The organism is Rhodoferax sp. (assembly GCF_030646845.1).
Classification (GTDB): domain Bacteria; phylum Pseudomonadota; class Gammaproteobacteria; order Burkholderiales; family Burkholderiaceae_C; genus Rhodoferax.
In genome coordinates, this window is record NZ_JAUSLE010000047.1 from 1 (window position 1) to 24,224 (window position 24,224).

Consider the following 24,224-nt stretch of genomic DNA (forward strand, 5'->3'; position numbering starts at 1 on the left):
ATGCAGGCGGCCTCGTTCGAGGCGCTGTACTCAGCCTTCAGCCGCATGCATGTGCAAAAGACCTGGGACGGCATCATGAACGCGCCGGTCGGCCTGGACGACATCGTGCTGGCCGAGATGCTGTGGGCGGCCTTCAAGTCGCTGTTCACCGTCACCGCCATCCTGGGCGTAATGCTGGCCCTGGGCATCAGCCATTCGCCAAGACTGCTGCTGGCCTGGCCGATTCTGCTGGGCGTGGGCATCACCTTTAGCTGCATCGCGCTGATCTTCAACGCACTGGCCAAGGGTTATGATTTTTTCACCTACTACTTCACGCTGTTTCTGACCCCGATGATGTTTTTGAGCGGTGTTTTCTTTCCATTGGAGCAGTTGCCGGTGGCCGTGCGCGTGGTGGCGGACTGGCTGCCACTGAGCAACGCCGTGCAACTGGTGCGACCCCTGTTCATGGACCAGTGGCCTGCCAACGTGGCACGCCATGCACTGGTTTTGCTGGCCTATACCGGGGTGGCGTTTTGGGTGGCGCTGGCGCTGACGCGCAAGCGGTTTCGGGTATGAGTGCCCCACCAGCCCCCGTGCTGTCCGCCGATCTGATTGCCATGGTGCAACGCGGCGTCTCCACCATCGTGAGCTCTTGCGATGCGGCGCTGCGCCCCAGCATGATGCGGGCGATGGGCAGCACGATCACAGACGATGGGCGTTTTGCCACCGTCTACCTGTCGCGCAAGCAGTCGCGCCAATTGCTGCAGGACATCGCGGCCAGCGGGCGCGTGGCGGTCGTCTTCACGCATCCGGCCAGCAACCGGGCCCTGCAGCTCAAGTCCCTACAGGCCCGCACACGCAACACGGATGCCACGGACCAGGCCGTACTGGCGCGCTACCTGGTCGCCATGGAAACGGAAATCGCGGAGGTCGGCTTTCCGCCGGTCCTCACGCGCGCCATGCTGGCCCACGACATCGCCGATGTGGTGGCCGTGGAGTTTGAGCCCGCCGAGGCCTTCGACCAGACACCGGGGCCCAAGGCCGGCGCGCCATTGGACGCGGTGCGCGCTGGAGATGGCACATGAACAAGCCCACTCTGGGCGAGATTCGCCCCTGTCTGGAGGGCCTCATTCCGGCCGTCATCGCCACGGCCGCTGCCGACGGCACGCCCAATGTGGCCTACATCTCGCAGGTCTGCTTTGTCGATGAAGACCATGTGGCGCTGTCGTTCCAGTTCTTCAATAAGACGCGTGCCAACATCCTGGCCAACCCCCATGCCAGCCTGCTGGTGCTGCATCCGCAAACCGCGCAGTTCTTTCGCCTGCACATTCGGTATTTGCGCACCGAGACACAGGGCCCGCTGTTTGAAAGCATGAAGGCCCAACTGGCCGGCATTGCATCGCACACCGGCATGGCCAATGTGTTCATGCTACGGGGCTCCGACGTCTATGCGGTGCAGGAGATCGAGGCGCTGGAAGGCTCACCACTGCCGGCACCGCCGCCGCGCTGCGGCATGCTCAATAACGTGCGCCGCTGCAGCGAACGCCTGTCACGCTGCACGTCGCTGGACGAAGTGCTGAACGCCACGCTGGCCACACTGACCGACTTCATGGGCGTGCAACACGCCATGCTGTTGATGCTGGACCCGGTGAACCAACGCCTGTACACCGTGGCCAGCTGTGGCTACGCCACCTCGGGCGTGGGCTCGGAGATCGCCGTGGGCCATGGCGTGATTGGCGTGGCCGCACGCGAACGCACGCCGGTGCGCATTCAGCACATGACGACCGCCTACCTGTACAGCAGCGCCATCCGCAGCAGCCTGCAGGCGAATACGCCGGACCTTGCTCTGGACGTGGACATTCCCTACCCCGGCCTGCGCGAGCCGCACAGCCAGTTGGCCGTGCCCATCGTCTCCGCCGCGCGCGTGCTGGGCGTGGTGTTCGTGGAGAGCCCGCACGACATGCAGTTTGGCTTTGAGGACGAGGACATGCTGGTGGCCATTGCCGGTCATCTGGGTGCGGCCATCGACCTGATGCAGTCCGCCAGTGAGCCCCAGGAGACGGTGGCCGCCGAGCCATCCGCACCGCCGGCGCTCGGGTCCGCCCTGCAAGTGCGCCACTACCGCGCCAACGACAGCATCTTCATCGGCGACGATTACCTGATCAAGGGCGTTGCGGGCGCCATCTTCTGGAAGCTGGTGCGCAACTACACCGAGCAGGGGCGCACCGCCTTCAGCAACCGCGAACTGCGGCTGGACCCCGACCTGGGCCTGCCCGACGTGACCGACAACCTGGAGGCACGCCTGCTGCTGCTGCAGCGCCGGCTCAAGGAGCACGGCCCGATGGTGCGCATCGAGAAGACCGGGCGTGGCCGCTTCCAGTTGATGGTGCAGCGCCCGTTGGAGTTGCAGGAAGCCTCCTGACGCCCGCCCCTGTCAGCACCGCGCTCAGTTCAGCGTGTGAACGGTCTGGTAGCGGCCCGAGCGGAGCATTTCCGTGACGGCGGCCGTATCGTCGCCAAGACCATACCCCACCAGCAGTTGCACGCCCTTCAGGCCCGTGAGGTTCTCACTGGAAGCGAGGCGCACCGGCACCGACCGTGGCAGCGCTCCGGACAGATAGGGCGGGATCGCAGCCATCGTGGTGTAGGGCACCCAGCCGTTGGAGCCCAGGAAGAACAGGCCCGATCCCGTTTGTGCTGCCACGTAGACCCGGCCCGCCTTGCCACGGTGCAGCGTGGACACGGCTGCGGCGACGTCCACTGTGGCAATGCCCAGCGGGCCGGTCTGCGATCCGCTAAACATGCCGCTGGCTTCGCCCACCCGGCCCGCGTCAAATGGCACTCCGGCGGCCTGCATCACGCGCACGGGCGTGGTGGACTTGCTGGCTGCGCCGGTGGCCAGATTGGTGGCCCTGCCCCACACCCACACACTTCCGTCCGTCCCGATGGCTGCAGAAATGGCCGAGCCTGCGGCTGCGGCCACCACCGGCGGCAAGCCTGCGATGTGCGCAATCTTGGGCGCTTCGGTGGAGGGATTGACGAGCGTGCCGTCGCCCAGTTGACCGGCGCTGTTGGTGCCGCACGCATGGAGCGCGCCGTCGGCGTCGATGAACAGAGTATGACCATCCCCCGGTTCGATCTGGCTGATGCGCGCCAGGCCCTGGATGGGCGAGATATCGATCAGTGCATAGGACGACGTGCGTACACCGGCCTGTCCGCAGAAGGTGGCATTGGTTGATGCCTGGCCCCAGGCCACCACGGACCCGTCGTTCTTCAGCGCGTAATACTGTCCCGCGATGTTGATGGAGGTCGATGCGACAGCCTGCACGGAGGGCAAGGCATTGATCACGACGGGCGCCGTGGCGCTGCCGGCGACGGGTGCCAGTGCCTGGTTGCCGTTCAGCCCCCAGGCCAACAGCTTACCGTCCTGGCGCAGCGACAGCACCGCGGCGTCCGATGCGCTCACCGCCACCGCACCCTCTGCTCCGGCCACCAGCCGGGGTACATAGTTGCCACCCGCGCTGACTTGGCCGGTGCCCAGTTGCGCGCTGCTGTTGCTGCCCCAGGCATACACCCGCCCGGATGCGTCCGTAGCGAAGGCCGCTGCCGTGTCGGTGCCGGCATTGATGCTGACGATGTTGGACAGGCCATTGATCTGCACCGGCACGCTGGTGCCGTTGCCGCCGGTGCGGCCACCGGAGTTGTCACCCCAGGCCCAGACGGTGCCGTCGGCCTTGAGTGCCATCGAGAAGGAGCCCCGCGCCACCACCTGCACCACATTCTGCAGCGTGGGAATCTGGGTAGGCGCCGTGCGCGTGCTGGTGCTGCCCAGGCCGAGCTGCCCGCTGCCGCCATAGCCCCAGGCCCAGACCGTGCCGTCGGCGCGCAGCACCAGGGCATGGTCGCCACCCATGGACACGGCGGGCTGCACCGCGTGGGCGGCGGATAGGGCAAAGGCGGAGCACAGCGCAGCGACGCCTATGGCGGCGGCCGTACGAAAGTTCTGTTTCATCATTGGATGTTTCATCGGTTCAATCAAAAAGGACAAGAAGGAAGAAGGCTTGGTCTCATGCCCATTCGTCATAGGCGCGAAACACCATGAACAGCATGGTCGCCGCCCCCACCAAAACCGCGACCGACGAGAAACCCAGAATCGGCTCCAACTGGGGTGGTGGCACAAAGCCGCCGTACAGCAGAAACAGCCCCGCGCACATCGCTAGCACGCCAAGCTGGTGCGCCAGGAATTGCATCCAGGCCAGCGCCGGCCGTGCGGCCCGCAGCCACAGCTTGTAGACCACGCCATACACCAAGGAGGTGATGAAGCCCACCAGCAGAATGTGCGCATGGGTCACATGCTGCCCGTGGTTTTGCGATGCCGCCATGTAGATGCCCAGTCCCATGCCTGCCAGGGCATAGGACAGCGCGCACAAGACCTGTTTTCGATCGAATCCCATTTGCTGACTCCCTTTTCCGTTGTGCTGCGTGCTCACGCGGTGACCAGACCCGCCACCGGGGGCAGACCCAAGGCGCGGCTGAGCTTGGCCCAGTCCGCCTGCGACAGGTGCGGCTGCACGACAGCCAGCGCCGCGGCAAAGGCCGGCGCTGGGGCATGGGCCTGCATGTCGCCCAGCATGCCCGCCCGTTCGGCGGGGTTCATGGCGGGTACGAGCCAGCGCAGCGCAAACATCATCTCGGCCGGTGCAATCGATGCCAACAAGGCATCGTGGATGGCGATCAGCTCGGCATCGGTGTAACGGGCCCACAGCACGGCGTTGTGCGCGGTTTCTTCCATGTGCATGTGCTGGAAGTTCTCGGCCACGAAGAGGGTCAGGGCCAGGTACAGGTCCTGCGCCAGCGCTGCGGCTGAGCCTGCTTCGCTTGCACATAAGGCAGCCACCTTGCGTTTCAGGTTGTCGATGTTCGCGACATGGTCGTCATGCTCGTGTGCAATGCGTGCGCTGGCGCCTGGGGCGCGTGCCTCGATGGCGGTGTGCACAAAGTTGTTTTCGTGCTCCAAATGGGAGCTGCAAAAATCCAGCAGTTCCAGCACCCGCTCGCCTACGGCGGCCAGCTCTTGCGGATCCTGCGGGTCCATGCGCCCAACAGCCATCAGCGTGTCGGCCATCAAGGCGCGCATCGCCTTGTGGATGCCGGCATACATGTCAAAGCGGGGAGTGGAGTGGGCGGCCGCGACGGCCCGGTTTTCTTGTGCAGTGTGTTTCACGGTACTTCTTTCCTCAGGTTTTTGGTGCCCGTTTTGGGCCTGGCCTGGTGGCGCCCCATGCGCCAGTGACCATGGAAAGAAGTCTAGAAATTTGCCGTGTGCGGCGTTGCTAAATATTGCCTACGGTTTTGCTACGCAATACTTAACAATTTGCTAAAAAGATCTTAAGGACGGCAAACGCCGCATCGGCGGACCGCTCAGGCCTCCATCGCGGCGGCCTTGATCAGGTCGGCCGCCTTCTCGGCAATCATGATGGTGGGGGCATTGGTGTTGCCGCTGACGATGCGCGGCATGATGGAGGCGTCCACCACGCGCAGGCCCTGCACGCCATAGACCCGCAGCTTGTGGTCGACCACATCCATCAGGCTTTTGCCCATGCGGCACGTGCCCACCGGGTCGTACAGCGAATCGGCGTTGTCCCGCAGGAATTGCTCGATGTGGAAGTCGCTGCTGGCCTGCGCGGAGTGCTTGGTTTCACGCCCGCCCAGCTGGGCCAGTGCGGGTTGCTGCAACAGGTCGCGCATGATTCGGAAGCCACGCGCCAGGCGCTCCATGTCGTCGCGCACACCCAGAAAATTCGGGTCGATCAAGGGCGGCTCAAACGGGTCCTTGCTGCGCAGCGTCACGAGGCCCCGGCTCGCCGGGCGCAGCAGACTGACCAGGCCCGAAAATCCATGACCCAGCGCGGTGCTGCGACCATGGTCCAGCATCTTGCCCACGACGAAGTGCAACTGCAGGTCCGGCGTGCGCTCCGAGGACTGGCTTTTGATGAAGCCACCAGCCTCGGCGAAGTTGGTGGTCAGCAAGCCCGTGCGGTGTTTCTGCCACTCCACCAGGCCCCGGGCTACGTTGAGGGCTCCCGTCAGCGACAGACCAAAACTTTCGGTGAGGCGCGGCGCGTTGATGACCTGGGCGACGCCGATGTGGTCATGCAGGTTGTGCCCCACGCCGGGCAGGTCGTGCACGGTGGCAATGCCTTTGCGTACCAGGTGTTTGTGCGGGCCAATGCCAGACAGCATCAGGATCTGCGGTGACTGCAGCGCGCCGGCGCACAGCAGCACTTCGCGTGCGCAGCGCAGTTGCATGGTCTCGCCGTCGCGCACGAACTCCACACCCACTGCGCGTTTGTGCTCAACCAGGATGCGCGTGGCGTGGGCTCTGGTAAACACGCGGATGTTAGGGCGGCGGTGGATGGGCGTCAGGTAGGCCTTGGCGGCACTGCAGCGCTCGCCGTTGCGCTGTGTGACCTGGTACGGGCCCACGCCCTCCTGGCTGGCGCCGTTGAAGTCCGGGTTGGGCGAATACCCTGCCTGCTGGGCTGCCTCCAGAAATACTGTCCCCAGTCGACTGGGGCTGGCCAGGTCCATGACATGCAGCGGGCCCTCGATGCCATGGAAGTCGTCTTCCCCCCGGGCGTTGTCCTCGGCTCGTTTGAAATAGGGCAGCAGGTCGTCGTAGGACCAGCCCGGATTGCCCATCGCGGCCCAGTGGTCGTAGTCGGCACGCTGGCCGCGGATGTAGACCATGGCGTTGATCGCGCTGGAGCCCCCCAGCACCTTGCCCCGCGGCTGGTAGCCGCAGCGGCCGTTGAGTCCGGGCTGCTCCGTGGTCTCGAACTGCCAGTTGGCATCGCCCTTCTTCATCAGCACCGCCTGCCCCGCCGGGCAGTGCATCAGCACGCCCTTGTCCGACGCGCCCGCTTCCAGCAGTGCCACGTTGATTCCGGGGTTTTCGGTCAGGCGAGAAGCCAGCACGCAGCCGGCGGAGCCACCGCCCACGATGATGTAGTCAAACTGCCCCTCAGCCATGTGGTTGGTCTCCGCGGAATGTTGTGCTGCCTTGCCCCGAAGTACCTGCATCGTACAGATGTTTATTTAAATTGCACACAATTTAATTGCGTGCTACAATTCAACCATGCGAACCACACCTTCCACCACGCCCCCCGCCAATCCGGCCCAGCTGCTGGACAACCAGGTGTGCTTCGCGCTGTATTCCGCGTCGCTGGCCATGACCAAGCTCTACAAGCCGCTGCTCGACGCGCTGGGTCTGACCTACCCGCAGTACCTGGTGCTGCTGGTGCTGTGGGAGACGGATGGCCCCACCGTGTCCACGCTGGGCGAACGCCTGAGCCTGGATTCCGGCACGCTGACTCCCCTGCTCAAACGCATGGAAGCCGCCGGCTGGCTGGAGCGTCGGCGCTCCAGCGCCGACGAGCGCCGGGTGCACGTGTGGCTCAGCCCGGCGGGCCAACAGCTGCAGCGCGAGGCTGCCCACATTCCGGGCTGTGTGCTGGCCCAAAGCGGCCTGTCGCTGGGTGAGCTGGTCGCGCTGAACCAACAGATCAAAAAACTGCGCGGTGCCATGCATGCCAGCGCAGCCCCATCCAACCCCTGAACCCGAAAGGACCACCACTATGTACCCAACCCCAGACACCACGCCACGGCCCGCCAACGGCCTGCGCACCTTGGCCCGCAGGCTGGGTTCGCAGCTGCGGCTGGTTACCACCGCCATGGCGCTCAGCCTGGGTCTGGTCGCCGTCGGCCAGGTGGCAGACGCCGCCACCGCCCTGGTCAAGGTCGATGACAACAGCTTCAAGTGCATGCGCCAGATGGCCCAGGTGCGCCACTTCTATGTCGACAACCTGCTGGGTGATGTGATGTCCACCGTCACCGCCGCCAATGCACCCAAGGGCGCGATCTACCCGGTCGGTTCGGTCGTGCAATTGGTGCCCACCGAGGCCATGGTCAAGCGCGAGGCCGGCTTCAGCCCCGCCACCGGCGACTGGGAATTCTTTGAGTTGTCGGTCAATGAAAACGGCACCAAGATCGGCAAGCGGGGCTTTGCCGAGGTCAACAACCGCTTTGGCAAAAACTGCTTCACCTGCCACGTGCCGGCCCGTGAGACCTGGGACTTTATCTGCGAATCCGACCACGGCTGCGAAGCCATTCCCATCGACCACAAGATGACCGGCGCCCTGCAACGCTCCGACCCCCGCTGTGGCCCCGCCATTCCCGAAGCCGGCGACACCCTGGCTTTGCTGAAGCTGCGCGCCCTGGTCACCATCGGCGCCACCGTGAGCTGGTTCAAGAGCCTGCTCTAAGCCCCCGTTCTCTCACCCCATTACCCACCCGCTCCAACCCGGGGCACCTTACCTGAAAGCACCACCACCATGGCCACCAAAGTCGAAAAAGTCATTTACCAAGCCCACGCCAAATCCACCGGCGGACGCGACGGCACCACCCGCACGTCGGACGGTCTGCTGGACCTGAAGCTCGCCGTTCCCAAGGAAATGGGCGGCGCCGGCGGCGGCGTCAACCCCGAGCAGCTGTTTGCGGCCGGCTACAGCGCCTGCTTCATCGGCGCCATGAAGTTCGTCGCCGGTACGCAAAAGATTGCGCTGCCCGCCGACACCAGCATTGACGCCACCGTGGGCATCGGCCAGATCCCCCAGGGCTTTGGCATCGAAGTCCAGCTCGTGGTCAGCATCCCCGGCATGGAGCGCGCCGCCGCCGAGGCCCTGGTCGCCAAGGCCCACGCCGTGTGCCCCTACTCCAATGCAACCCGCGGCAACATTGAAGTGACGATCACCGTCGCCTAAGCAAGCGGCCGCTGCATCGGCCGAATCCACGACCCCGGCTTCGGCACCCAACTACCCCCTGTGGGTCATTGGGTGCCGAAGCCGGGGTTTTGCGTTGTGCCGAGACGGTTCATGCCAAACTGGCCTCTAGCCCCCGTCAATGCTATACATTGCGCTATCTTTATGGTAGCAATTCTGCGGCGAGACCATTGGGAGTCTGGGCGGCAGAGCGTTCTGCTCCGTGTCCCCCGCCCACTGCGCGGGCTCCTCCTTTACCTGCACAGAACGCTCTGCCGCCCAGCCTACTAAGCGCCACCGGCAGCCTTGCAACTGCAATTGGTGGCGCAGGCGGGTCGTGCAGAACTTTGTAGGCGCCTGCGCCACCACCAGACAATCAGGGGGCTCAACACCAGCAGGGCCGCCGCCGCCAGCCACCAGCCGTTGGTCAGCACATCCTTGAAGGAGTAGACGCCCAGGCTGGCGAGCAGGGTCAAGGCCAGGGGGGTGATCAATGGAATACAGCATACCCCGCAGGCCAGGACTGTGGCTGCAACTACGGCGGCTGCGGCTTTCCCTGTGTGTGGCGGGGTTTTGTGGATGGAAGTCATGGAACAGTCCTTGTGTTGTGTGCAATAGTGCAGGCCGTACCGTACAAGCTCAAGTCACTTGAGGTGCAAGCCTTTTTTGCAGAAAAACTTTCAAAATGTCCAACGCACCACTCACCATAGGCGCCCTGGCGGCCCATACGCGCTGCAGCGTGCCCACCATCCGTTACTACGAACAGATTGGTCTGTTGCCCAACCCGGGGCGTGCGGCCAACGGGCACCGCTACTACAGCCGCCGCGATCTCACGCGCCTGGGCTTCATCAAGCGGTGCCGGGACTTTGGTTTTCCGATCGAGCAGGTGCGCGTGCTGGCCCAGTTGTTCGAGGATGGCGACCGTGCCTGCCGCGAGGTGCGTGACCAGGCGCAGTTGCACCTGGATGCGGTGCGTGCCAAGCTGGCCGATATGCGCCAGTTGGAGGCCAGTCTGGAATTGATGGTTGGCAGCTGTGATGCCACCTGCAGTGCCGGCCCCACTCGGGACTGCTGCATTCTGACCGACCTTACCACCCTATAAATTCAGGACTCCATCGTGCAAAAGAAACCAGTTGTTGTTGTCGTCGTCGCAGCTTTCGCCATGCTGGCCCTTGGGCTTTGGTGGTACTTCGCCAATCAGAACTCCCAAAGTCTGGAAGCCGTCACCGTTGACCGCACGGCGCTGATCCGCCCCCATTCGCCCAGCATGGGCAAGGCCGATGCCCCCGTCGTCATCGTCGAGTACTTTGACCCGGCCTGCGAGACCTGCCGCACGTTCTATCCGATGGTCAAACAACTGATGGCACAGCATCCAGACCGCATTCGCCTGGTCATGCGCTACGCACCGTTTCACAAGGGTTCGGACAAGGTCGTGGCCGTGCTGGAAGCGGCGCGCCGGCAGGGGAAGTTCTGGCCGGTGCTGGAGGCCTTGCTGCAGAACCAGAAGGACTGGGTGTCCAACCATACCGCCAGGCCGGACCTGATCTGGCCCCTTCTCGATGGAGCGGGTCTGAACATGGAACAACTGGCCATTGACCTGACTGCACCCGACCTCCAGCAGGTCGTCGCACAGGACCTGGCCGACGCCAACACCCTGGGCGTCTCCCAGACACCGGAATACTTCGTCAACGGCAGGCCATTGCCGTCTTTTGGGTTCGAGCAGTTACAGCAACTGGTGCGCGAGGAACTCGCAAGAGCGAACTGACAAGCCGTCGCTTCATTCCCTGCTTTCTGCAATCTGTCCCTTTTCGCTGGCCTGGCCGGCACACGCCCGGTATTCTGACCCCCATTCGGCGCGATCACCCCGGTCGCACCACCCTCCTACTGCTACAGGTGTCAGCCATCATGTTCAAAGCTATCGGTGACTTTATCCACAAGACCCCCTGGTGGGGAATGATCGTCGGCGGCGTCGCCACACTGGCCGTGCTGGTGCTGTTTGCCCTGCCGGTGCACGTGATCCGCCTGGTCGACAGTGGTTCCACGCCGGCCGAGAACCGCGCCATCCAGCGTGAGATCGGGCTGACAGTGGGCACCCGTGCGCTCGACCTGGCCTCTGACGTGCTGGGCGCGATGAAAGACCGCAGCACCAACCCTGAGCGGCGGGCCGAATTTGAACGCGCGCAGGCCGAAGTGCGCCGCGCCCGGGCAGAGCTCATCCGCGCGCAAACGGCGGGCTATGACACCATGATCGATTCCGCACAAGAGGCTGCGGACGCGGCACTGGAGGCCGCCACCGATGCGGCCGAGGCCGCGCTGGACGCCGCCGTCGAGGCCCGCCAAGCAGTGGAAGAGGCCCGTGCCGACACGATGGAGCGCCTGCGCGACAAGGGTGTGGACGTCGCCGCCACACTGAAGTCCATGGAGCAACTGGTGGCGTCCGCCCACGAGAACGAAAAAACGGCGCGCGAAGCCCTCAACGCCTTGCGCGCCGCGCAGCACGGTGGCCAGGAAGCACGTACCAGCCAGCCAGGAGTACCTGGGGTACCAGGCATTCCTGGGGTACCCGGCGTTCCCGGTACTCCCGGCAAGGCCGCGATTCCAGCGATTCCAGCCGTCCCGGCGCTACCGGCACTACCAGCAGTACCAGCCGTTCCGGCAATTCCCGCGAAGCCCGCCAGTGACCACACCGTTTTAGTGCTGACGCCCGAAGTCCGGGGCGACATCCGCGCCCAGGTCGGCAGCGATGTCTGGCGCGTGGCCGTCGGCTCGGCACTGATCCTGGCGTTCATTCCCTTGTACGTGGTGCTGTTGATTGCCAAGTTTTTCATTGGCCGCTCCCGCAGCGCACTGGCCCTGGCCGACCGCAAGACGCGCGAGGCCGAAGTCAGCGACGTCAGCCGCCAGGTCACCGAGGCGCGCCTGCAGGCGCTACAGGCCCAGGTGGAGCCCCACTTTCTGTACAACACGCTGGCCAATGTGCAGGCCCTGAATGAAGTGGACCCGCCCGCTGCCAACCAGATGGTGGGCCACCTGATCCAGTACCTGCGGGCCTCGCTACCCAAGATGCGCGAAAGCACGTCCACCGTGGGCCAGGAACTGGAGCTGGTGCGCGCCTACCTCAACATTCTGCAAATGCGCATGGGGCCGCGTCTGGCGTTTGGCATCCAGGCGCCTGACGATGTGCTGGCCTGCGCCTTCCCGCCCATGATGCTGCCGTCCCTGGTCGAGAACGCCATCAAGCATGGCCTGGAACCCCAGCGCGAGGGCGGGCGTATCGACGTGGTGGTGGAGCGCGTGCTGGAAAGCCACGGTGAAACCCTGCGCGTATCGGTGTGCGACACCGGCAAAGGGCTGTCCGATACGCCGATACAGGCCGGTGGAGGTGTCGGCTTGAGCAACCTGCGCGAGCGCCTGGCGGCGCTCTATGGCACACGGGGGCGCTTTACCCTCACGTCCAACGAGCCCCAGGGCGTGGTGGCCCGCATCGAGGTGCCGCTGCAATCCTCCGCCGCCTACCTGTCGTCCCAACACAGGCCTCTACAGACTTCAGCCCAGCCCCCCATCCCAAGCGCAACGCCGCCCACCGGCTGGCGCCGCGTCTGGTACGCCACCAGCAAGACACATGGCGTGTGGGCCCGCCTGTTGGCCCGCATGTTCATGGTGCTGATGCTGGTGTTGGCAGGCCTGCTGCTGGCGGGCTTCGTTGCCCTGCTCACCGGCTGGCTGCCGGTGCAGATGGGCGACTTTCAGCTCGATGGCATCGAAAGCCTGGCTGTCGGCTCCGTAGGCCTGCTGATTGCGTTTGGCGCGGCGGCACTGGCAGTGGCGATTGTGGTGGGCGTGCTGTACGGCCTGGGCTTTCTGCTCGCCGCGGTACTGGTGGTGGTCGCGATATCCATCGTGATCGGCCTGCTGCCTGCCGTGTCACCCTTCATCGTCATCGGTCTGGTGATCTGGTGGCTGGTGACAAAACGCAAGCGCTCATAGCACAATCACCCCATGCAAACCACCGCCGTTATTGCCGAAGATGAACCGATTTTGCGGGCCCAGCTCAAAAGCAAGCTTGCCCGGATGTGGCCCGATCTGCGCATCGTGGCCGAAGTGGGCGACGGCGAGGCCGCACTGGAAGCGATCGAAGCGCAGCAACCCGACCTGGCGTTTCTGGACATCCAGATGCCGGAAATGACGGGTGTGGAAGTGGCCAGATGCCTGGCGACCAACTCGGCGGTTCGAACCCATCTGGTGTTTGTGACCGCCTTCGACCAGTATGCTGTGGAAGCGTTCGAGGCCAACGCCGTGGACTATGTGCTCAAGCCCTACACCGACGAACGTCTGCAGGCCACGGTCGACCGGCTCAAGGGGCGCTTGGCCATGGTGCCACCGCCTTCGCAGGATCTGCAGGCGCTGGTCGCACAGATATCGGCCCAGCTGCGACCCGCCACGGAGGCACTCCAGTGGATCAAGGCCAGCGTGGGCAACCAGTTGCGCCTGATTGCGATCGATGATGTGCTGTTCTTTCAATCCGACGAGAAATACACGCTGGTTGCCACCCGCGATTTGGACACCCTGATACGCACACCGATCAAGGACATCCTGACCGGGCTCGATGCCAACAAATTCTGGCAAATCCACCGCTCCACCATCGTCAATGCGACGGCCATTGAAACCGTGACGCGGGATTTTCGCGGTCAGGCGTCCGTCAAGATCAAGGGCCGCCCCGAGAATCTGACCGTGAGCCGGCCATTCTCACACCTGTTCAAGGCGGCGTAGGGGCTAGAGCCGCGTCGTGCCGGGCACCTTCGGTATGCTGCTTCCCAGCCGCTGGGCGGCCGCCGACAGGGATTTGTCCAGCGCGTCCGTCATCGCGACGGATATGGCGCTACCGGATTTGGACGACAGGAACTTCACGTACTGCTCCAGTTCCTTGTCGCTGGCCGTCTGGTAGGTCAGGGCAAACAGGGTCAGCACTACGCCCATGGATTGCGCCAGCATCTGCGGCTTTCTGGCTTCGAGCAACCGGCGCAACTCATCGGCAGACGGCGCGGCTGGGTTGGGCGCCACATTGGACAAGCCCTGCAGGACCGCCAGGGTGGTGTTGATCTGCATGGCCACCATGCCCTCGGCCGCGCGCGTCGCCTGCACCACCTGTGTCAGCAGGGTATAGCGCCGGGCCGATGCACTGCCCAACGCCTTGTTGCCGTCGGCCATCACGCGCTGCATGTCGTCGGAGTTGGCCGACGAAGCCTCCTCCAGACGGGTCATCAATTGCCCGGTCGGGCTGTCGTACCACCTGAGCGCGTGCGCGCCCTGCGCCACCGTCACCTGTTGCGACACCTCCCGCAGAAAGGCATCGCGCAGGCGGGGGGCCGCAAAGGCGTCTTCTGCCAGCTCTTCCAGCCGTTTCACGTCTTCGGCGGACATCTTGCCGCTGGTAGCCGACTGGGTGATTCCCGCTTTCACCTGAGCCGCCAGGCCGCCCAGCTGCGCCCATACGCCCGACTTGCGCATCAGTGCCTCTGCGGTTGCTTCAGGCACCTCTGCGGCAACCAGACTGTGCAGGCCGACCATGACAAGGCAGGCCAGAGCAAGACGAAATTGTTGGATCATGATGGCTCCCATATGCAGTGTTCAGTCAACCAGCCGCAACCCCGACAGGGGTCGCTCGACGTAGCGCTCAAAAGCCAGCGCCAATGCGACGCAGGCGCCCCAGGCTACCAGAGCAACCAGACCGGCGCTGCCCGAGAAGGTCCATTGCAGGTGTGCCCAGGCCACATTGGCCAGCAGGATCACACAAAAATGCGTCAGGAACAGCGCGTACGAACACCGCCCCAGCACCCTGACGGCCTTGGCCAAGCCCACGGGTAGAGTATGCGCGCGTCCGTCCCGGGCCATGCGCCAGCGCGCAAACCCCAGCCACAGGGCAACCACCAGCGCCAGCACGATGCGCAACCGAAAGTCCCACAACAGGGCGAGCGTGCCCACTGCGGCCAGCGCCGCAAGCCGCAGCCCGGCCTGGCGTGAATGCCCCGCCCACCAGGCAAACGCCCCCATGCCATAGGCGCCGAAAAAATACGGTGCCCAGTTGTCGCCCTCGGTTTGCAGATTGAAGACCAGCAACGATGCCAACGTCACCAGTGCCACCAGCCACTGAGCCTGGCGTCTGCCGAACCACAACAGAAAAGCCATCAGGACGTACAGCTGAAAATCGATGGCCACATACCAGATGCCAATCGATAGCGACTCCACACCCAGCACACCCTGCACCAGACCAGCATGGGTCAGCAGTTGCCACAGCCCCGGGGCCGCCGGAATGAACTCGGACTGCAGAGCGCCGCGCGCCAGGGCACTGGTGGCCATGACCAGCAACAGGGCCACAGAAAATGGCAACACCAGTCGCACATAGCGCTGCCCCACCCGACGAAGCAGATGCGAAAGCTGCAAGTAGCCGTGGGGCGCCAGCGAACTGGCCGCGAAGTAGCCGCCAATCACCAAAAACACCTGCACCGCCATGCGTGCGTACTCGAAGAAAAAATCCGTCAACCGCGGCGCGGCCACGCCCAGCGCATCGGCCAGGGGCCCATACACCGTGAAGTGGTGCAGCACAATGAGATGCGATGCAAGAACCTTGGCCGCATCGATGTGCAATTGGCGCCGTGGCATCGCGGGTCAGGGCAGCGGCAGGACCAGGTCGGTCGTGCCAGGGCGCACCCAGCGCGCAAACTCACGGGTCGTGTCAATGCAGCCCCCGGCGTCGGTATAGACGCCGCGTGGCTCGCGATAGCGCCCCATGACAGCCACAATGCGCACCATTTCGGCGGGGTCCTTCAAGGTTTCCTGCACCAGCCGGGCCACGCGGTCCTCATCAATGCGCTCTTCACCCGTGTCGTCGCGGTACACGGCATTGCGCCAGTGGTAGATCTCCAGGTACTTGGCCACCATGGTGTAGGGCTTGTCACGTTGCCAGAAGTTGTTGAACAGCCCACCGCCCAGGTACATCACCCAGGAACCTTCAAACCCGGAAGCATCGGCAGATGCCTCATCCGGGTTGCGAAACCAGGTGCGGTCACCCGGCACAAAGTAGTGCGGCGGCAGGGGGGCGTCCATGGACCCCTGCTCATGCAGAAAGACGTCATGGAACAGGCCTGACTTGATCGGGTTCGTCGTCCACATGGACTGCAGTTGTGCGTACAGAGCGGGATTGCATCGCTCCAGCTCCTGCGCAATCCCTAGCAATATGAGGTATTCAGAGGCGCGATAGCAGGAGAAGGAATACAACTCGCCCGATACTTCGGGCTGCGTCGCCTTGATGAGCGCGGTCGTCAGCGAAGCCTCGGGTCGCAGTACGAAGCCACGGTCTTCATCGTATTGCCAGCAGTCCTGCGGGCGCTCGGCCTGCATGGTATGGAAAGCCAGCATCGTCTTGCGTGCGGCCTGCACAATGTTGATGCGGATGTGAACGGCACTGACCAGCTCGTCCACGCTGGGGAACTCGAAGGCCACCGGCCCCATCAGCATGGCGACCACAATCTCACGGGCCAGATCCTGCCGGCTGCCTACCGTGTCGATTTGCAGGGTGGCAGCCAAGCCCAGAGTGTCGAGACCAGGGGCCCACTGCTGGACCTGATCGGGGTGGAGTTTCAGTGACAGGAACTTCTCATGCGACCCGTGCAGATGCTGTGCGACAACCATCGGCTGCAAATCCGCCAGACCCAGCCGCTCCAATATGTCGAGACAGGCCTGACGCGGGTCGGGAAGTGTGGGTCCATGAACATGGCACCCCATGCAATCGACATGCACCTGCCTTAGCAACCGACTCCCCATGGTCCCGATCCTCCGTGTCGTTAGCGGAGGCATTCCCAGCCGCGCGCAATGTTGGTCTGTTAAGTGTAGCGTCAGCCTTGGTGGGACTGCGTCGGTCCCGACGCGTCGGCGCTGGCCAGCGGCTTGAACATATTGATATTGGTCGGCACGTAGCCCAGCTTTTGGTAGAGCGCCTGCGCGCCTGCGTTGTGGCCAAAGACGTGCAGCGCGATGCCCGTGAGACCGAGCCTGCGGGCTTCGACCTCCAGCGCCGCAAAGGCGCGCCCGGCATGCCCCATGCGCTGGTGCTCTGGCCGGACATAGACGTCGTACACATAGGCGATGCGCTGGCCACCACGCAGCTGCGCCGCAAACCACAGCATGCCGACGTCCGCCTGTGTGGCGCCATCGCACAGTGTGTAGAAAAAGTTGTCGGGGGTGGCCAGGCCCTGTGGCAGCATGTCAACGTAGCCAGAACGCGACAGCTCCAGCGATTCGCCTTCGGCCCACTGACCGGCTTGCACCTTGTCCCGGGCAAAGTCAGGAATGGCATACGCCAGGTAATCCGCGAATGCGGATTCGGACATGGGAGACAGTGAGGTCATGGAATCCTTGGCTTCAAACAGGCACTGGCGCACCGGCAACTGATGAAAAATGGCGCCAGCCCTCGTGAAATATATCTATACAGCTATCAATACAATAGCATTCTTCGCGCTGGGCGGTATCAGCAATCAGGGTATATTGTGCCTTTGGCCATCACCACCCTTCCCCCATGCTTGACGAACTCAGACCCTTTATTCTGCATTGGTGCATCACCGCCGCCGCATTGTGGGTGGCCAGCGGTGTTTTCCGGGGGCTGCGGTTTGCCGATACCTCCTCGCTACTGATATCCGCCCTGTTGCTGGGTCTTGCCAATGCGCTGGTCAAGCCGCTGCTCATTGTTCTGACCCTGCCGCTGACGCTCATCACCTTTGGTCTGTTCCTGCTGGTGATCAATGCCCTGATGATCCAGCTGGTGGCCGCTCTGGTCAAAGGCTTCTCGGTGTCGGGCTTCTGGACGGCGTTTTTTGCCAGCATTTTCGTCTCGGTGCTGAGCTTCCTGATCGGCGCCTTCGTATTGGGCGGCAGCACTGCGCACCCGATACAGATGCCACACAGCGGGGTCTGGCTGTAGGGCGCTTACCGCAGCGCCAACGCCCCGCCCGTACCCAGCTGAAAAACCGATACGGCCTGCACCAGATCCTTGGCCTGGGATCGCAGGCCGGCGGCCGACGCCGCCATCTGCTCGACCAGGGCCGCGTTTTGCTGGGTCACTTGGTCCATTTGTGCCACCGCATCGCCGACCTGGGCCACGCCGGCGGCCTGCTCGCTGCTGGCCGAGCTGATCTCGCCCATGATGTCGGTGACGCGGCGAATGCTGCTGACCACCTCGGTCATGGTGGTGCCGGCCTGGTCCACCAGGGTGGTGCCGTGTTCGACGCGCTCCACACTGGCGTTGATGAGTGATTTGATTTCCTTGGCCGCTTCGGCCGAGCGCCCGGCCAGGCTGCGCACCTCGCTGGCCACCACGGCGAAGCCGCGGCCCTGCTCACCGGCGCGCGCCGCTTCCACGGCCGCGTTCAGGGCCAGGATGTTGGTCTGGAAGGCAATGCCGTCGATCACGCTGATGATGTCGGAGATCTTGCGGGAGGAGTCGTTGATGCCCTTCATGGTCTCCACCACCTGGCCCACGACTTCACCGCCCTTGACCGCCACTGAGCTGGCGCTCATCGCCAACTGGTTGGCCTGACGGGCGCTGTCCGCGTTTTGTTTTACGGTGGCGCTGAGCTGCTCCATGGAGGCGGCGGTTTCTTCCAGGGCGCTGGCCTGGCTCTCGGTGCGGGCCGACAGGTCGTGGTTGCCCTGGGCAATTTCTGCGCTGGCAGTCGCGACGCTCTCGGAGCCCTGGCGAACCTGGCCCACGATGGCAGCAAACTTGTCGCGCATGGATTTGATGGCATGCAACAAACTCGCCTGATCGTCATTCTTCAGAACGATATCGGCCGTGAGATCCCCCTCGGCAATGCGGTGCGTGATATCCGCGGCGTAGCCGGGCTCGCTGCCGAGCTGTTTCAATATGCCACGTGAAATCAGCAGGCCAATCACGAGCAAGATCCCGGCCAGCACCAAAGTACTAATGGCGAAACCAACGACGCGACTCGCGATGGCAGAGTCCACCGTATCCACATAAACGCCAGACCCAATCACCCAGCCCCACGGCGCAAACCCCTTGACATAGGAGACCTTCTGCACCGGCTGCTCACTGCCCGGCTTGGGCCACATGTAGAAAACAAAACCGGCGCCGCTCGCTTTGACCGTGTTGACGAACTCCACAAACAAATGCTTGCCTGTCGGATCCTTGTTGCCGGTCAAATCCTTGCCATCAAGCTCGGGGCGGATCGGATGCATCACCATTTTCGGCTGCATGTCATTGATCCAGAAATATTCGTTGCCGCTGTACCGCAGGTCCTTCAGGGCCGCCATCGCGCTGGCGCGGGCCTCTTCCTCCGGCATCTTCCCCTTGGCCACCAGCCCGTGAAAGTGAACCACCAGACTGTGCGCGGATTCCACCCCTTGCCTGACACCGTTCTGCCGCTCCTCCATGATCAACCGACGTTCCGAGACCAGGAACAGGGCAGACAGGATGATGATGCCAAGAATGGCGCTGCCGATGAGTACGCCCAGACGTTTGGCGATGGTGAAGGAAGAGAGATTGAACATGCTGGACCCGATACTTTTGGGACAACCCGTGCGCGACGGCCGATAGCCATTGTCAAACAAGCCGATAGCTAGAATTGTAGTTCGCTACGCATGAACGTGCATAGCGAGGTCCAATCCGGTCAGCCGGCGATCCCCCGTCGGATCCAAGTTGTCAGAATTCGATGTCGTCGCGGATGCTGGCGATGCCCGCCCTGGCACAGGCCTCGTCCATGTCGCCGGTCGGCGCCCCGGACACCCCGATGGCGCCAATGATGGTGCCCCCCGCCTGCACCATCACACCGCCACCGGCGCCGACAAAGCGCGGCACGTGGCGAATGCCGGAACTGGGCTGGCCCGCTTCCGTGGCCCGGGCCAATTCCAGCGTGTCTGTGCGAAAGCTGGCCGCAGTCCACGCTTTGTTTGTCGCGGTGTCCGGCGTGTGCGCGCCCGCAAACCGGTCACGCAGCATCACCTGCGCCACCCCGCTGCGATCCACCACCGCCACCGCCACCTGGAAACCGCGCTTGCGACAGTCCTGCAGCGCGCCCGAAGCGGCTTTCAGCGCCGCCTCGGGCGTCAGCAACCGTATGGTGTGGGTGCCCCCGCCGGCCTGCGCCAGCACGGGCACGCTGGTGCCAAGCAGGCAGGCAGCAGTCACAGTCGTCAAGATGGATTTCCTCATGGTTTCACTCCTTTGGTTTTACTTGCTCTCGGCTTTGGCTGGTGGACGCGCCGTGGCGGCGGGTGTCAGACCCAATCGTTTGGCGATGGACTGTTCCAGCGTCTTCACTTTGGGCTCGATCGCGCCCTGGGTCTCGGGAATCAGCTTCTCCACCAGCGCTTTTTGCATGTCGCCGTTCATCTGGGAGAATTTGCGCCCGACGGGTGACTCGAAAAGCGCAATGAGTTGTTTGAGTTCGTCCTCACTGAATTTTTCTTCCAGCAAGGCGCCAATGGTCGACGGTGCCAGCTTGACCGCCCGGTCACGCACGATAGGAACAGCCTCGTCGAGGTATTTCTTGATGTCGGCCTGAATCTCTTTGCCGATGGCCTCGCGCTTGTCTGCCGCCACCCGGGTCTGCAAGGCCAAACCGGCTTGCTGCATCATCAGCGCGGCCGGACGTTCCGCCAGGGCGCGCCCCGCCTGCTCGATGGAGGGCTGCTGCAGCTGCAGCACCTTCGCCACCAGCTCTTTCTTGGCCGCAGTCGACTCCGCCTGCGCACCACCGGCCAGCGCCAGCAGCGCCACGATCAATAATTTCTTCATCGTAAATCTCTCCATAAAAAAAGCACAACCCTGGCAGCCCGAACTGACGGACTGCCCATAGTTCATTATGGCCCTGTGACACGGGCGAACCCGACAATCAGGGATGATCGCGCCAGGCAAATGAAGAATTGTCAAGCCCGCCAGGATATTTACAACGCGAAAAATCAATGAGTCTTGAAATCGTACTGAAGCAACTGTCGACCCCTGGCGTCACGCTGGTGCGGGACTTGCACCTGCGCGTGCCCAACGGCGCCATCCATACCGTGATGGGCGCCAGTGGCTCTGGCAAATCCAGCCTGCTGGCCGCGGTTTGTGGCACTTTGCCGGACGGCATGGTGTTTGACGGCGAAATTTCCCTCCATGGCACACGTATTGAACGCTTGCCGACCGAACGACGGCATGTGGGCATCCTGTTTCAGGAAGACCTGCTGTTCGCTCACATGACCGTGTTCGAAAATCTGCTGTTTGCCGTGCCCCCCGGCCCCCGGGCCGAGCGCACGGCGTGCGTGGTGCAAGGGCTGCAGGATCTGGAAATGTCGCAGTTTGCGCAGGCCGACCCGGCCACGCTTTCCGGCGGGCAGCGCGCGCGCGTCGCCCTCATGCGGGCGCTGCTGGCCCAACCCCAAGCCCTGCTGCTGGACGAACCGTTCTCCCGACTCGATGCCGCCCTGCGCGGGCGCATGCGTGACTTTGTGTTCGAACTTGTAAGAAAACGCGGCATTCCGGTACTGATGGTGACGCACGATGCAACCGACATCGCCGACCCGACCCGTCTGACCTGCCTTTGAGCTTGCCTGAGCACCACCCCATGCTGGACCGCACCGCCACTGCTCTGATCAAACCCCTGGTGACCAGGCTGGCGCGCGCCTTGCTGCGCGCCGGGCTGAGTGCCAACCAGGTCACCATCGCCGGTTTTCTGATTGGTTTGCTTGCTGCATTATTGATAGCTAATGGCGCTTATATGACGGGGGCTGTGGCCATATTTGCCTCAAGACTCTGTGACGCACTGGACGGCGCGCTGGCGCGCCTGACGCGGGCCACCGATCGCGGCGGCTTCCTGGACATTGCGCTGGACTTTCTGTTCTACGCCAGCATCCCCCTGGCCTTTGCCTTCAGTGACCCCGCCCGCAATGCGCTGCCCGCTGCCGTGCTGCTGGCCGCTTTCATTGGCACCAGCTCCAGCTTCCTGGCCTTTGCCGTGATTGCGGCCAAGCGCGGCATGGTGAGCGTGGCCTATCCCGACAAATCGTTCTTCTTTCTGGGCGGCCTGACGGAAGCCACGGAAACGCTGGCCTTCTTTGCCGTCATGTGCCTGTGGCCAGCCCATTTCATCGAACTGGCCTATGTGTTTGCCGCGCTGTGCGGTGTCACCGTCATCACCCGCATCTGGTGGGGATGGCGCGCCTTTTCCTGATGCCGAACTGGATCAACCGGGAACCTGTCTGATGAACAAGAAAAAAGCCGGCCTGCTGCTGGCGCTGGCCGCGCTGGTCGTGAGCTACTTCGCACTCGATCTGGGGCGTTTCCTGAGCCTGGACTACCTCAAGGCCAGCCAGGCGGCGTTCGACACCCTGTATGCGCAAAAACCGCTGCTGATCGTTGCCGCCTACTTCGCCATTTACGTTGCCACCACGGCGCTGTCGTTCCCGGGCGCGGTGATCTTGACGCTGGCGGGCGGTGCCATCTTTGGCTTGTGGTGGGGCACGCTGATCGTGTCGTTTGCCTCCAGCGTGGGGGCCACCCTGGCGTTTCTGGCGGCGCGCTTTGTGCTGCGTGACAGCATCGAGGCCCGCTTTGGCCAGCGTCTGGCGGAGTTCAACCGGGGCATTGAGAAAGAGGGCGCCTTCTACCTGTTCACCCTGCGCCTGGTGCCGCTGGTGCCGTTCTTCGTCATCAACCTGCTGATGGGCCTGACCAAGATGAAAGCCGCCACCTTTTACGGGGTGAGCCAGCTGGGCATGCTGGCTGGCACGGCGGTGTATGTGAATGCCGGCACCCAGCTGGCGCGGCTGGACTCACTGCAGGGCATCCTGAGCCCCGCCCTGCTGGCGTCGTTCGCCCTGCTGGGCATCTTCCCGCTGCTGGCCCGCAAAGTGGCAGACGCGCTGAAACGCCGCCAGGTGTACGCGCGCTGGAAGCACCTGAGGCCGAACAAGTTCGACCGCAACCTGATCGTCATCGGCGCCGGGGCCGGCGGCCTGGTGTCCGCCTATATCGCCGCCGCCGTCAAAGCCAGGGTCACCCTGGTGGAAGCGCACAAGATGGGCGGCGACTGCCTGAACTATGGCTGCGTGCCGAGCAAGGCGCTCATCAAAAGCGCCACGCTGGCGCATCAGATGCAACACGGCACGCGGTACGGCTTGTCGGACACGCCGGTGTCGTTCAGCTTCCGGGCCTTGATGCAACGCATCCAGCACGTGATCGCCACCATTGCGCCGCATGACAGCATCGAGCGCTACACCAGCCTGGGCGTCGAAGTGCTGCAGGGCTACGCCAGAATCGTGAACCCGTGGACGGTGGAGATCACGCTGAATGACGGTGGCAAGCAAACCTTGACCACGCGCGCCATCGTGATTGCCGCCGGTGCGCGCCCTGTGGTGCCGCCGCTGCCGGGTCTCGACGAAGTAGGTTATGTGACCAGCGACACGCTGTGGCACGAGTTCGCAACGCTGGACGCGGTACCCAAACGATTGGTGGTGCTCGGCGGCGGCCCGATTGGCTGCGAGCTCGCTCAAAGCTTTCAGCGCCTGGGCGCCCAGGTCACGCAAATTGAGATGGGGCCACGCCTCATGGTCCGCGAGGATGCCGAGGTCTCGGCGCTGGCCCAGGCGTCGCTGCAGACCGATGGCGTGCAGGTACTGACTGGCCACAAGGCCTTGCGCTGCGAGAAGTCAGGGGATACCAAAGCAATCATTGTGGAACACGAGGGCCGGCAGATGCGCATCGAGTTCGACGCCCTGCTGTGCGCCGTGGGCCGCGTGGCGCGGCTGACGGGCTACGGACTGGAAGAACTGGGCATCCCCACCACCCTGCCCCAGGGCGGCACGATTGAGACCAACGAGTACCTGCAAACGATCTACCCCAACATCTTCGCGGCGGGGGACGTGGCCGGGCCGTACCAGTTCACCCACACCGCCTCGCATCAGGCCTGGTACGCCGCGGTCAACGCGCTGTTTGGTGACTTCAGGAAGTTCAAGGCCGACTACCGGGTGATCCCGTGGGCGACGTTCATTGATCCCGAAGTGGCGCGGGTTGGCTTGAACGAGCAGCAGGCCAAGGAAGAAGGCGTTGCCTGCGAGGTCACGAAATACAGCATCGAGGAACTGGACCGCGCCATTGCCGACAGCGAAGCACGGGGATTCGTGAAAGTATTGACGGTCCCCGGCAAAGACAGGATTCTGGGCGTCACGATCGTGGGAAAGCACGCCGGGGATTTGCTGGCCGAGTATGTGCTGGCCATGAAGCACGGCCTGGGCCTGAACAAGATACTCGAGACCATCCACACCTACCCGACCCTGGCCGAAGCCAACAAGTACGCCGCCGGCGAATGGAAGCGCGCGCACCAACCCACCGCGCTGCTGGCGTGGGTGCGCCGCTACCACGACTGGAGGAGAGGCTGA

Annotated in this window: 26 protein-coding genes; 14 read left to right on the forward strand and 12 right to left on the reverse strand. The window is 63.7% G+C overall.

All coding sequences use genetic code 11. From position 1 onward, the window contains the following. From Q7T10_RS10545 to Q7T10_RS10555, 3 genes are all read left to right on the forward strand, one after another. The coding region (locus Q7T10_RS10545; protein WP_304747971.1) for an ABC transporter permease at positions 1-555 on the forward strand (555 nt) is incomplete at its 5' end. Further along, entirely contained in the window at positions 552-1,064 is a 513-nt protein-coding gene (locus tag Q7T10_RS10550) for a hypothetical protein (RefSeq protein ID WP_304747973.1), read from the forward strand. The genes Q7T10_RS10545 and Q7T10_RS10550, both read left to right, overlap by 4 nt. Further along, a complete protein-coding gene (locus Q7T10_RS10555; RefSeq protein ID WP_304747975.1) occupies positions 1,061-2,401 on the forward strand; it encodes a GAF domain-containing protein in 1,341 nt (446 codons plus the stop codon). Before Q7T10_RS10550 ends, Q7T10_RS10555 begins: the two co-directional genes overlap by 4 nt. 24 nt (positions 2,402-2,425) lie before the next feature. On the opposite strand, the gene Q7T10_RS10560 is transcribed toward Q7T10_RS10555, so the two are convergent. The 4 genes from Q7T10_RS10560 to Q7T10_RS10575 form a co-directional block, all read right to left on the reverse strand. Next, a complete protein-coding gene (locus Q7T10_RS10560) occupies positions 2,426-3,991 on the reverse strand; it encodes a hypothetical protein (RefSeq protein WP_304747977.1) in 1,566 nt (521 codons plus the stop codon). A 55-nt stretch (positions 3,992-4,046) separates the two neighbouring features. Continuing rightward, positions 4,047-4,433, reverse strand: coding sequence for a hypothetical protein (locus Q7T10_RS10565; RefSeq protein WP_304747978.1), 387 nt, complete (start codon positions 4,431-4,433; stop codon positions 4,047-4,049). Positions 4,434-4,465: 32 nt separating this feature from the next. Beyond that, positions 4,466-5,203, reverse strand: a complete 738-nt coding sequence (locus tag Q7T10_RS10570) for a hemerythrin domain-containing protein (protein WP_304747980.1) — start codon at positions 5,201-5,203, stop codon at positions 4,466-4,468. Positions 5,204-5,400: 197 nt separating this feature from the next. Continuing rightward, positions 5,401-7,011, reverse strand: coding sequence for a GMC family oxidoreductase (locus tag Q7T10_RS10575; RefSeq protein ID WP_304747982.1), 1,611 nt, complete (start codon positions 7,009-7,011; stop codon positions 5,401-5,403). Between the two features lie 106 nt (positions 7,012-7,117). Here Q7T10_RS10575 and Q7T10_RS10580 point away from each other — a divergent pair, with 106 nt between their 5' ends. From Q7T10_RS10580 to Q7T10_RS10590, 3 genes are all read left to right on the forward strand, one after another. Further along, positions 7,118-7,597 (forward strand): MarR family winged helix-turn-helix transcriptional regulator, encoded by a 480-nt coding sequence (locus tag Q7T10_RS10580; RefSeq protein WP_304747984.1) that lies wholly within the window; start codon positions 7,118-7,120, stop codon positions 7,595-7,597. Between the two features lie 19 nt (positions 7,598-7,616). Beyond that, positions 7,617-8,303, forward strand: coding sequence for a hypothetical protein (locus tag Q7T10_RS10585; RefSeq protein ID WP_304747986.1), 687 nt, complete (start codon positions 7,617-7,619; stop codon positions 8,301-8,303). Positions 8,304-8,372: 69 nt separating this feature from the next. Further along, entirely contained in the window at positions 8,373-8,801 is a 429-nt protein-coding gene (locus Q7T10_RS10590; protein ID WP_304747987.1) for an organic hydroperoxide resistance protein, read from the forward strand. Positions 8,802-9,085: 284 nt separating this feature from the next. Here the strand turns inward: Q7T10_RS10590 and Q7T10_RS10595 are convergent, their stop codons facing one another. After that, positions 9,086-9,388, reverse strand: a complete 303-nt coding sequence (locus Q7T10_RS10595; RefSeq protein WP_304747989.1) for a hypothetical protein — start codon at positions 9,386-9,388, stop codon at positions 9,086-9,088. 95 nt (positions 9,389-9,483) lie between these two features. On the opposite strand from Q7T10_RS10595, the gene Q7T10_RS10600 reads away from it, so the two are divergent. From Q7T10_RS10600 to Q7T10_RS10615, 4 genes are all read left to right on the forward strand, one after another. Beyond that, complete coding sequence (locus Q7T10_RS10600; protein WP_304747990.1) at positions 9,484-9,900, forward strand: helix-turn-helix domain-containing protein; 417 nt, start codon at positions 9,484-9,486, stop codon at positions 9,898-9,900. A 15-nt stretch (positions 9,901-9,915) separates the two neighbouring features. Continuing rightward, entirely contained in the window at positions 9,916-10,563 is a 648-nt protein-coding gene (locus Q7T10_RS10605; protein ID WP_304747992.1) for a thioredoxin domain-containing protein, read from the forward strand. A gap of 140 nt (positions 10,564-10,703) precedes the next feature. Continuing rightward, the gene (locus Q7T10_RS10610) at positions 10,704-12,785 is read left to right on the forward strand and encodes a sensor histidine kinase (protein ID WP_304747994.1); all 2,082 of its coding nucleotides are present in this window, start codon (positions 10,704-10,706) and stop codon (positions 12,783-12,785) included. Positions 12,786-12,797: 12 nt separating this feature from the next. After that, positions 12,798-13,568, forward strand: coding sequence for a LytTR family DNA-binding domain-containing protein (locus Q7T10_RS10615; protein ID WP_304747996.1), 771 nt, complete (start codon positions 12,798-12,800; stop codon positions 13,566-13,568). Between the two features lie 3 nt (positions 13,569-13,571). Here the strand turns inward: Q7T10_RS10615 and Q7T10_RS10620 are convergent, their stop codons facing one another. From Q7T10_RS10620 to Q7T10_RS10635, 4 genes are all read right to left on the reverse strand, one after another. Continuing rightward, positions 13,572-14,405 (reverse strand): hypothetical protein, encoded by an 834-nt coding sequence (locus Q7T10_RS10620; protein ID WP_304747997.1) that lies wholly within the window; start codon positions 14,403-14,405, stop codon positions 13,572-13,574. 21 nt (positions 14,406-14,426) lie between these two features. Next, entirely contained in the window at positions 14,427-15,458 is a 1,032-nt protein-coding gene (locus Q7T10_RS10625) for an acyltransferase (protein WP_304747999.1), read from the reverse strand. 6 nt (positions 15,459-15,464) lie between these two features. Continuing rightward, complete coding sequence (locus tag Q7T10_RS10630) at positions 15,465-16,619, reverse strand: hypothetical protein (RefSeq protein ID WP_304748001.1); 1,155 nt, start codon at positions 16,617-16,619, stop codon at positions 15,465-15,467. A gap of 71 nt (positions 16,620-16,690) precedes the next feature. Beyond that, positions 16,691-17,203, reverse strand: coding sequence for a GNAT family N-acetyltransferase (locus tag Q7T10_RS10635; protein WP_304748002.1), 513 nt, complete (start codon positions 17,201-17,203; stop codon positions 16,691-16,693). 167 nt (positions 17,204-17,370) lie between these two features. Here Q7T10_RS10635 and Q7T10_RS10640 point away from each other — a divergent pair, with 167 nt between their 5' ends. Continuing rightward, entirely contained in the window at positions 17,371-17,772 is a 402-nt protein-coding gene (locus Q7T10_RS10640) for a phage holin family protein (protein ID WP_304748003.1), read from the forward strand. Positions 17,773-17,777: 5 nt separating this feature from the next. Here the strand turns inward: Q7T10_RS10640 and Q7T10_RS10645 are convergent, their stop codons facing one another. From Q7T10_RS10645 to Q7T10_RS10655, 3 genes are all read right to left on the reverse strand, one after another. Next, positions 17,778-19,358 (reverse strand): methyl-accepting chemotaxis protein, encoded by a 1,581-nt coding sequence (locus Q7T10_RS10645; RefSeq protein ID WP_304748006.1) that lies wholly within the window; start codon positions 19,356-19,358, stop codon positions 17,778-17,780. A gap of 151 nt (positions 19,359-19,509) precedes the next feature. Beyond that, positions 19,510-20,019, reverse strand: coding sequence for a heme-binding protein (locus tag Q7T10_RS10650; RefSeq protein ID WP_304748009.1), 510 nt, complete (start codon positions 20,017-20,019; stop codon positions 19,510-19,512). Positions 20,020-20,037: 18 nt separating this feature from the next. Further along, entirely contained in the window at positions 20,038-20,604 is a 567-nt protein-coding gene (locus tag Q7T10_RS10655) for a DUF2059 domain-containing protein (protein ID WP_304748010.1), read from the reverse strand. 167 nt (positions 20,605-20,771) lie between these two features. Between Q7T10_RS10655 and Q7T10_RS10660 the strand changes: the two genes are divergently transcribed. Genes Q7T10_RS10660 through Q7T10_RS10670 form a run of 3 tightly spaced genes read left to right on the forward strand, consistent with a single transcriptional unit; the run spans position 20,772 to position 24,224 of the window. Then, positions 20,772-21,392, forward strand: a complete 621-nt coding sequence (locus Q7T10_RS10660; protein ID WP_304748011.1) for an ATP-binding cassette domain-containing protein — start codon at positions 20,772-20,774, stop codon at positions 21,390-21,392. Between the two features lie 20 nt (positions 21,393-21,412). Beyond that, positions 21,413-22,018, forward strand: coding sequence for a CDP-alcohol phosphatidyltransferase family protein (locus tag Q7T10_RS10665; protein WP_304748013.1), 606 nt, complete (start codon positions 21,413-21,415; stop codon positions 22,016-22,018). Positions 22,019-22,049: 31 nt separating this feature from the next. After that, positions 22,050-24,224, forward strand: coding sequence for an FAD-dependent oxidoreductase (locus Q7T10_RS10670; protein ID WP_304748014.1), 2,175 nt, complete (start codon positions 22,050-22,052; stop codon positions 24,222-24,224).

Bases quoted from the DNA above. Each gene is read 5' to 3' on its own strand.
- Q7T10_RS10585 (WP_304747986.1), top strand. From the start codon at position 7,617: ATGTACCCAACCCCAGACACCACGCCACGGCCCGCCAACGGCCTGCGC.
- Q7T10_RS10620 (WP_304747997.1), bottom strand. From the start codon at position 14,405: ATGATCCAACAATTTCGTCTTGCTCTGGCCTGCCTTGTCATGGTCGGC.
- Q7T10_RS10610 (WP_304747994.1), top strand. From the start codon at position 10,704: ATGTTCAAAGCTATCGGTGACTTTATCCACAAGACCCCCTGGTGGGGA.
- Q7T10_RS10550 (WP_304747973.1), top strand. From the start codon at position 552: ATGAGTGCCCCACCAGCCCCCGTGCTGTCCGCCGATCTGATTGCCATG.
- Q7T10_RS10655 (WP_304748010.1), bottom strand. From the start codon at position 20,604: ATGAAGAAATTATTGATCGTGGCGCTGCTGGCGCTGGCCGGTGGTGCG.
- Q7T10_RS10560 (WP_304747977.1), bottom strand. From the start codon at position 3,991: ATGAAACAGAACTTTCGTACGGCCGCCGCCATAGGCGTCGCTGCGCTG.
- Q7T10_RS10645 (WP_304748006.1), bottom strand. From the start codon at position 19,358: ATGTTCAATCTCTCTTCCTTCACCATCGCCAAACGTCTGGGCGTACTC.
- Q7T10_RS10660 (WP_304748011.1), top strand. From the start codon at position 20,772: ATGAGTCTTGAAATCGTACTGAAGCAACTGTCGACCCCTGGCGTCACG.
- Q7T10_RS10670 (WP_304748014.1), top strand. From the start codon at position 22,050: ATGAACAAGAAAAAAGCCGGCCTGCTGCTGGCGCTGGCCGCGCTGGTC.
- Q7T10_RS10625 (WP_304747999.1), bottom strand. From the start codon at position 15,458: ATGCCACGGCGCCAATTGCACATCGATGCGGCCAAGGTTCTTGCATCG.
- Q7T10_RS10615 (WP_304747996.1), top strand. From the start codon at position 12,798: ATGCAAACCACCGCCGTTATTGCCGAAGATGAACCGATTTTGCGGGCC.
- Q7T10_RS10665 (WP_304748013.1), top strand. From the start codon at position 21,413: ATGCTGGACCGCACCGCCACTGCTCTGATCAAACCCCTGGTGACCAGG.
- Q7T10_RS10565 (WP_304747978.1), bottom strand. From the start codon at position 4,433: ATGGGATTCGATCGAAAACAGGTCTTGTGCGCGCTGTCCTATGCCCTG.
- Q7T10_RS10640 (WP_304748003.1), top strand. From the start codon at position 17,371: ATGCTTGACGAACTCAGACCCTTTATTCTGCATTGGTGCATCACCGCC.
- Q7T10_RS10630 (WP_304748001.1), bottom strand. From the start codon at position 16,619: ATGGGGAGTCGGTTGCTAAGGCAGGTGCATGTCGATTGCATGGGGTGC.
- Q7T10_RS10590 (WP_304747987.1), top strand. From the start codon at position 8,373: ATGGCCACCAAAGTCGAAAAAGTCATTTACCAAGCCCACGCCAAATCC.
- Q7T10_RS10575 (WP_304747982.1), bottom strand. From the start codon at position 7,011: ATGGCTGAGGGGCAGTTTGACTACATCATCGTGGGCGGTGGCTCCGCC.
- Q7T10_RS10600 (WP_304747990.1), top strand. From the start codon at position 9,484: ATGTCCAACGCACCACTCACCATAGGCGCCCTGGCGGCCCATACGCGC.
- Q7T10_RS10555 (WP_304747975.1), top strand. From the start codon at position 1,061: ATGAACAAGCCCACTCTGGGCGAGATTCGCCCCTGTCTGGAGGGCCTC.
- Q7T10_RS10580 (WP_304747984.1), top strand. From the start codon at position 7,118: ATGCGAACCACACCTTCCACCACGCCCCCCGCCAATCCGGCCCAGCTG.
- Q7T10_RS10650 (WP_304748009.1), bottom strand. From the start codon at position 20,019: ATGAGGAAATCCATCTTGACGACTGTGACTGCTGCCTGCCTGCTTGGC.
- Q7T10_RS10635 (WP_304748002.1), bottom strand. From the start codon at position 17,203: ATGACCTCACTGTCTCCCATGTCCGAATCCGCATTCGCGGATTACCTG.
- Q7T10_RS10595 (WP_304747989.1), bottom strand. From the start codon at position 9,388: ATGACTTCCATCCACAAAACCCCGCCACACACAGGGAAAGCCGCAGCC.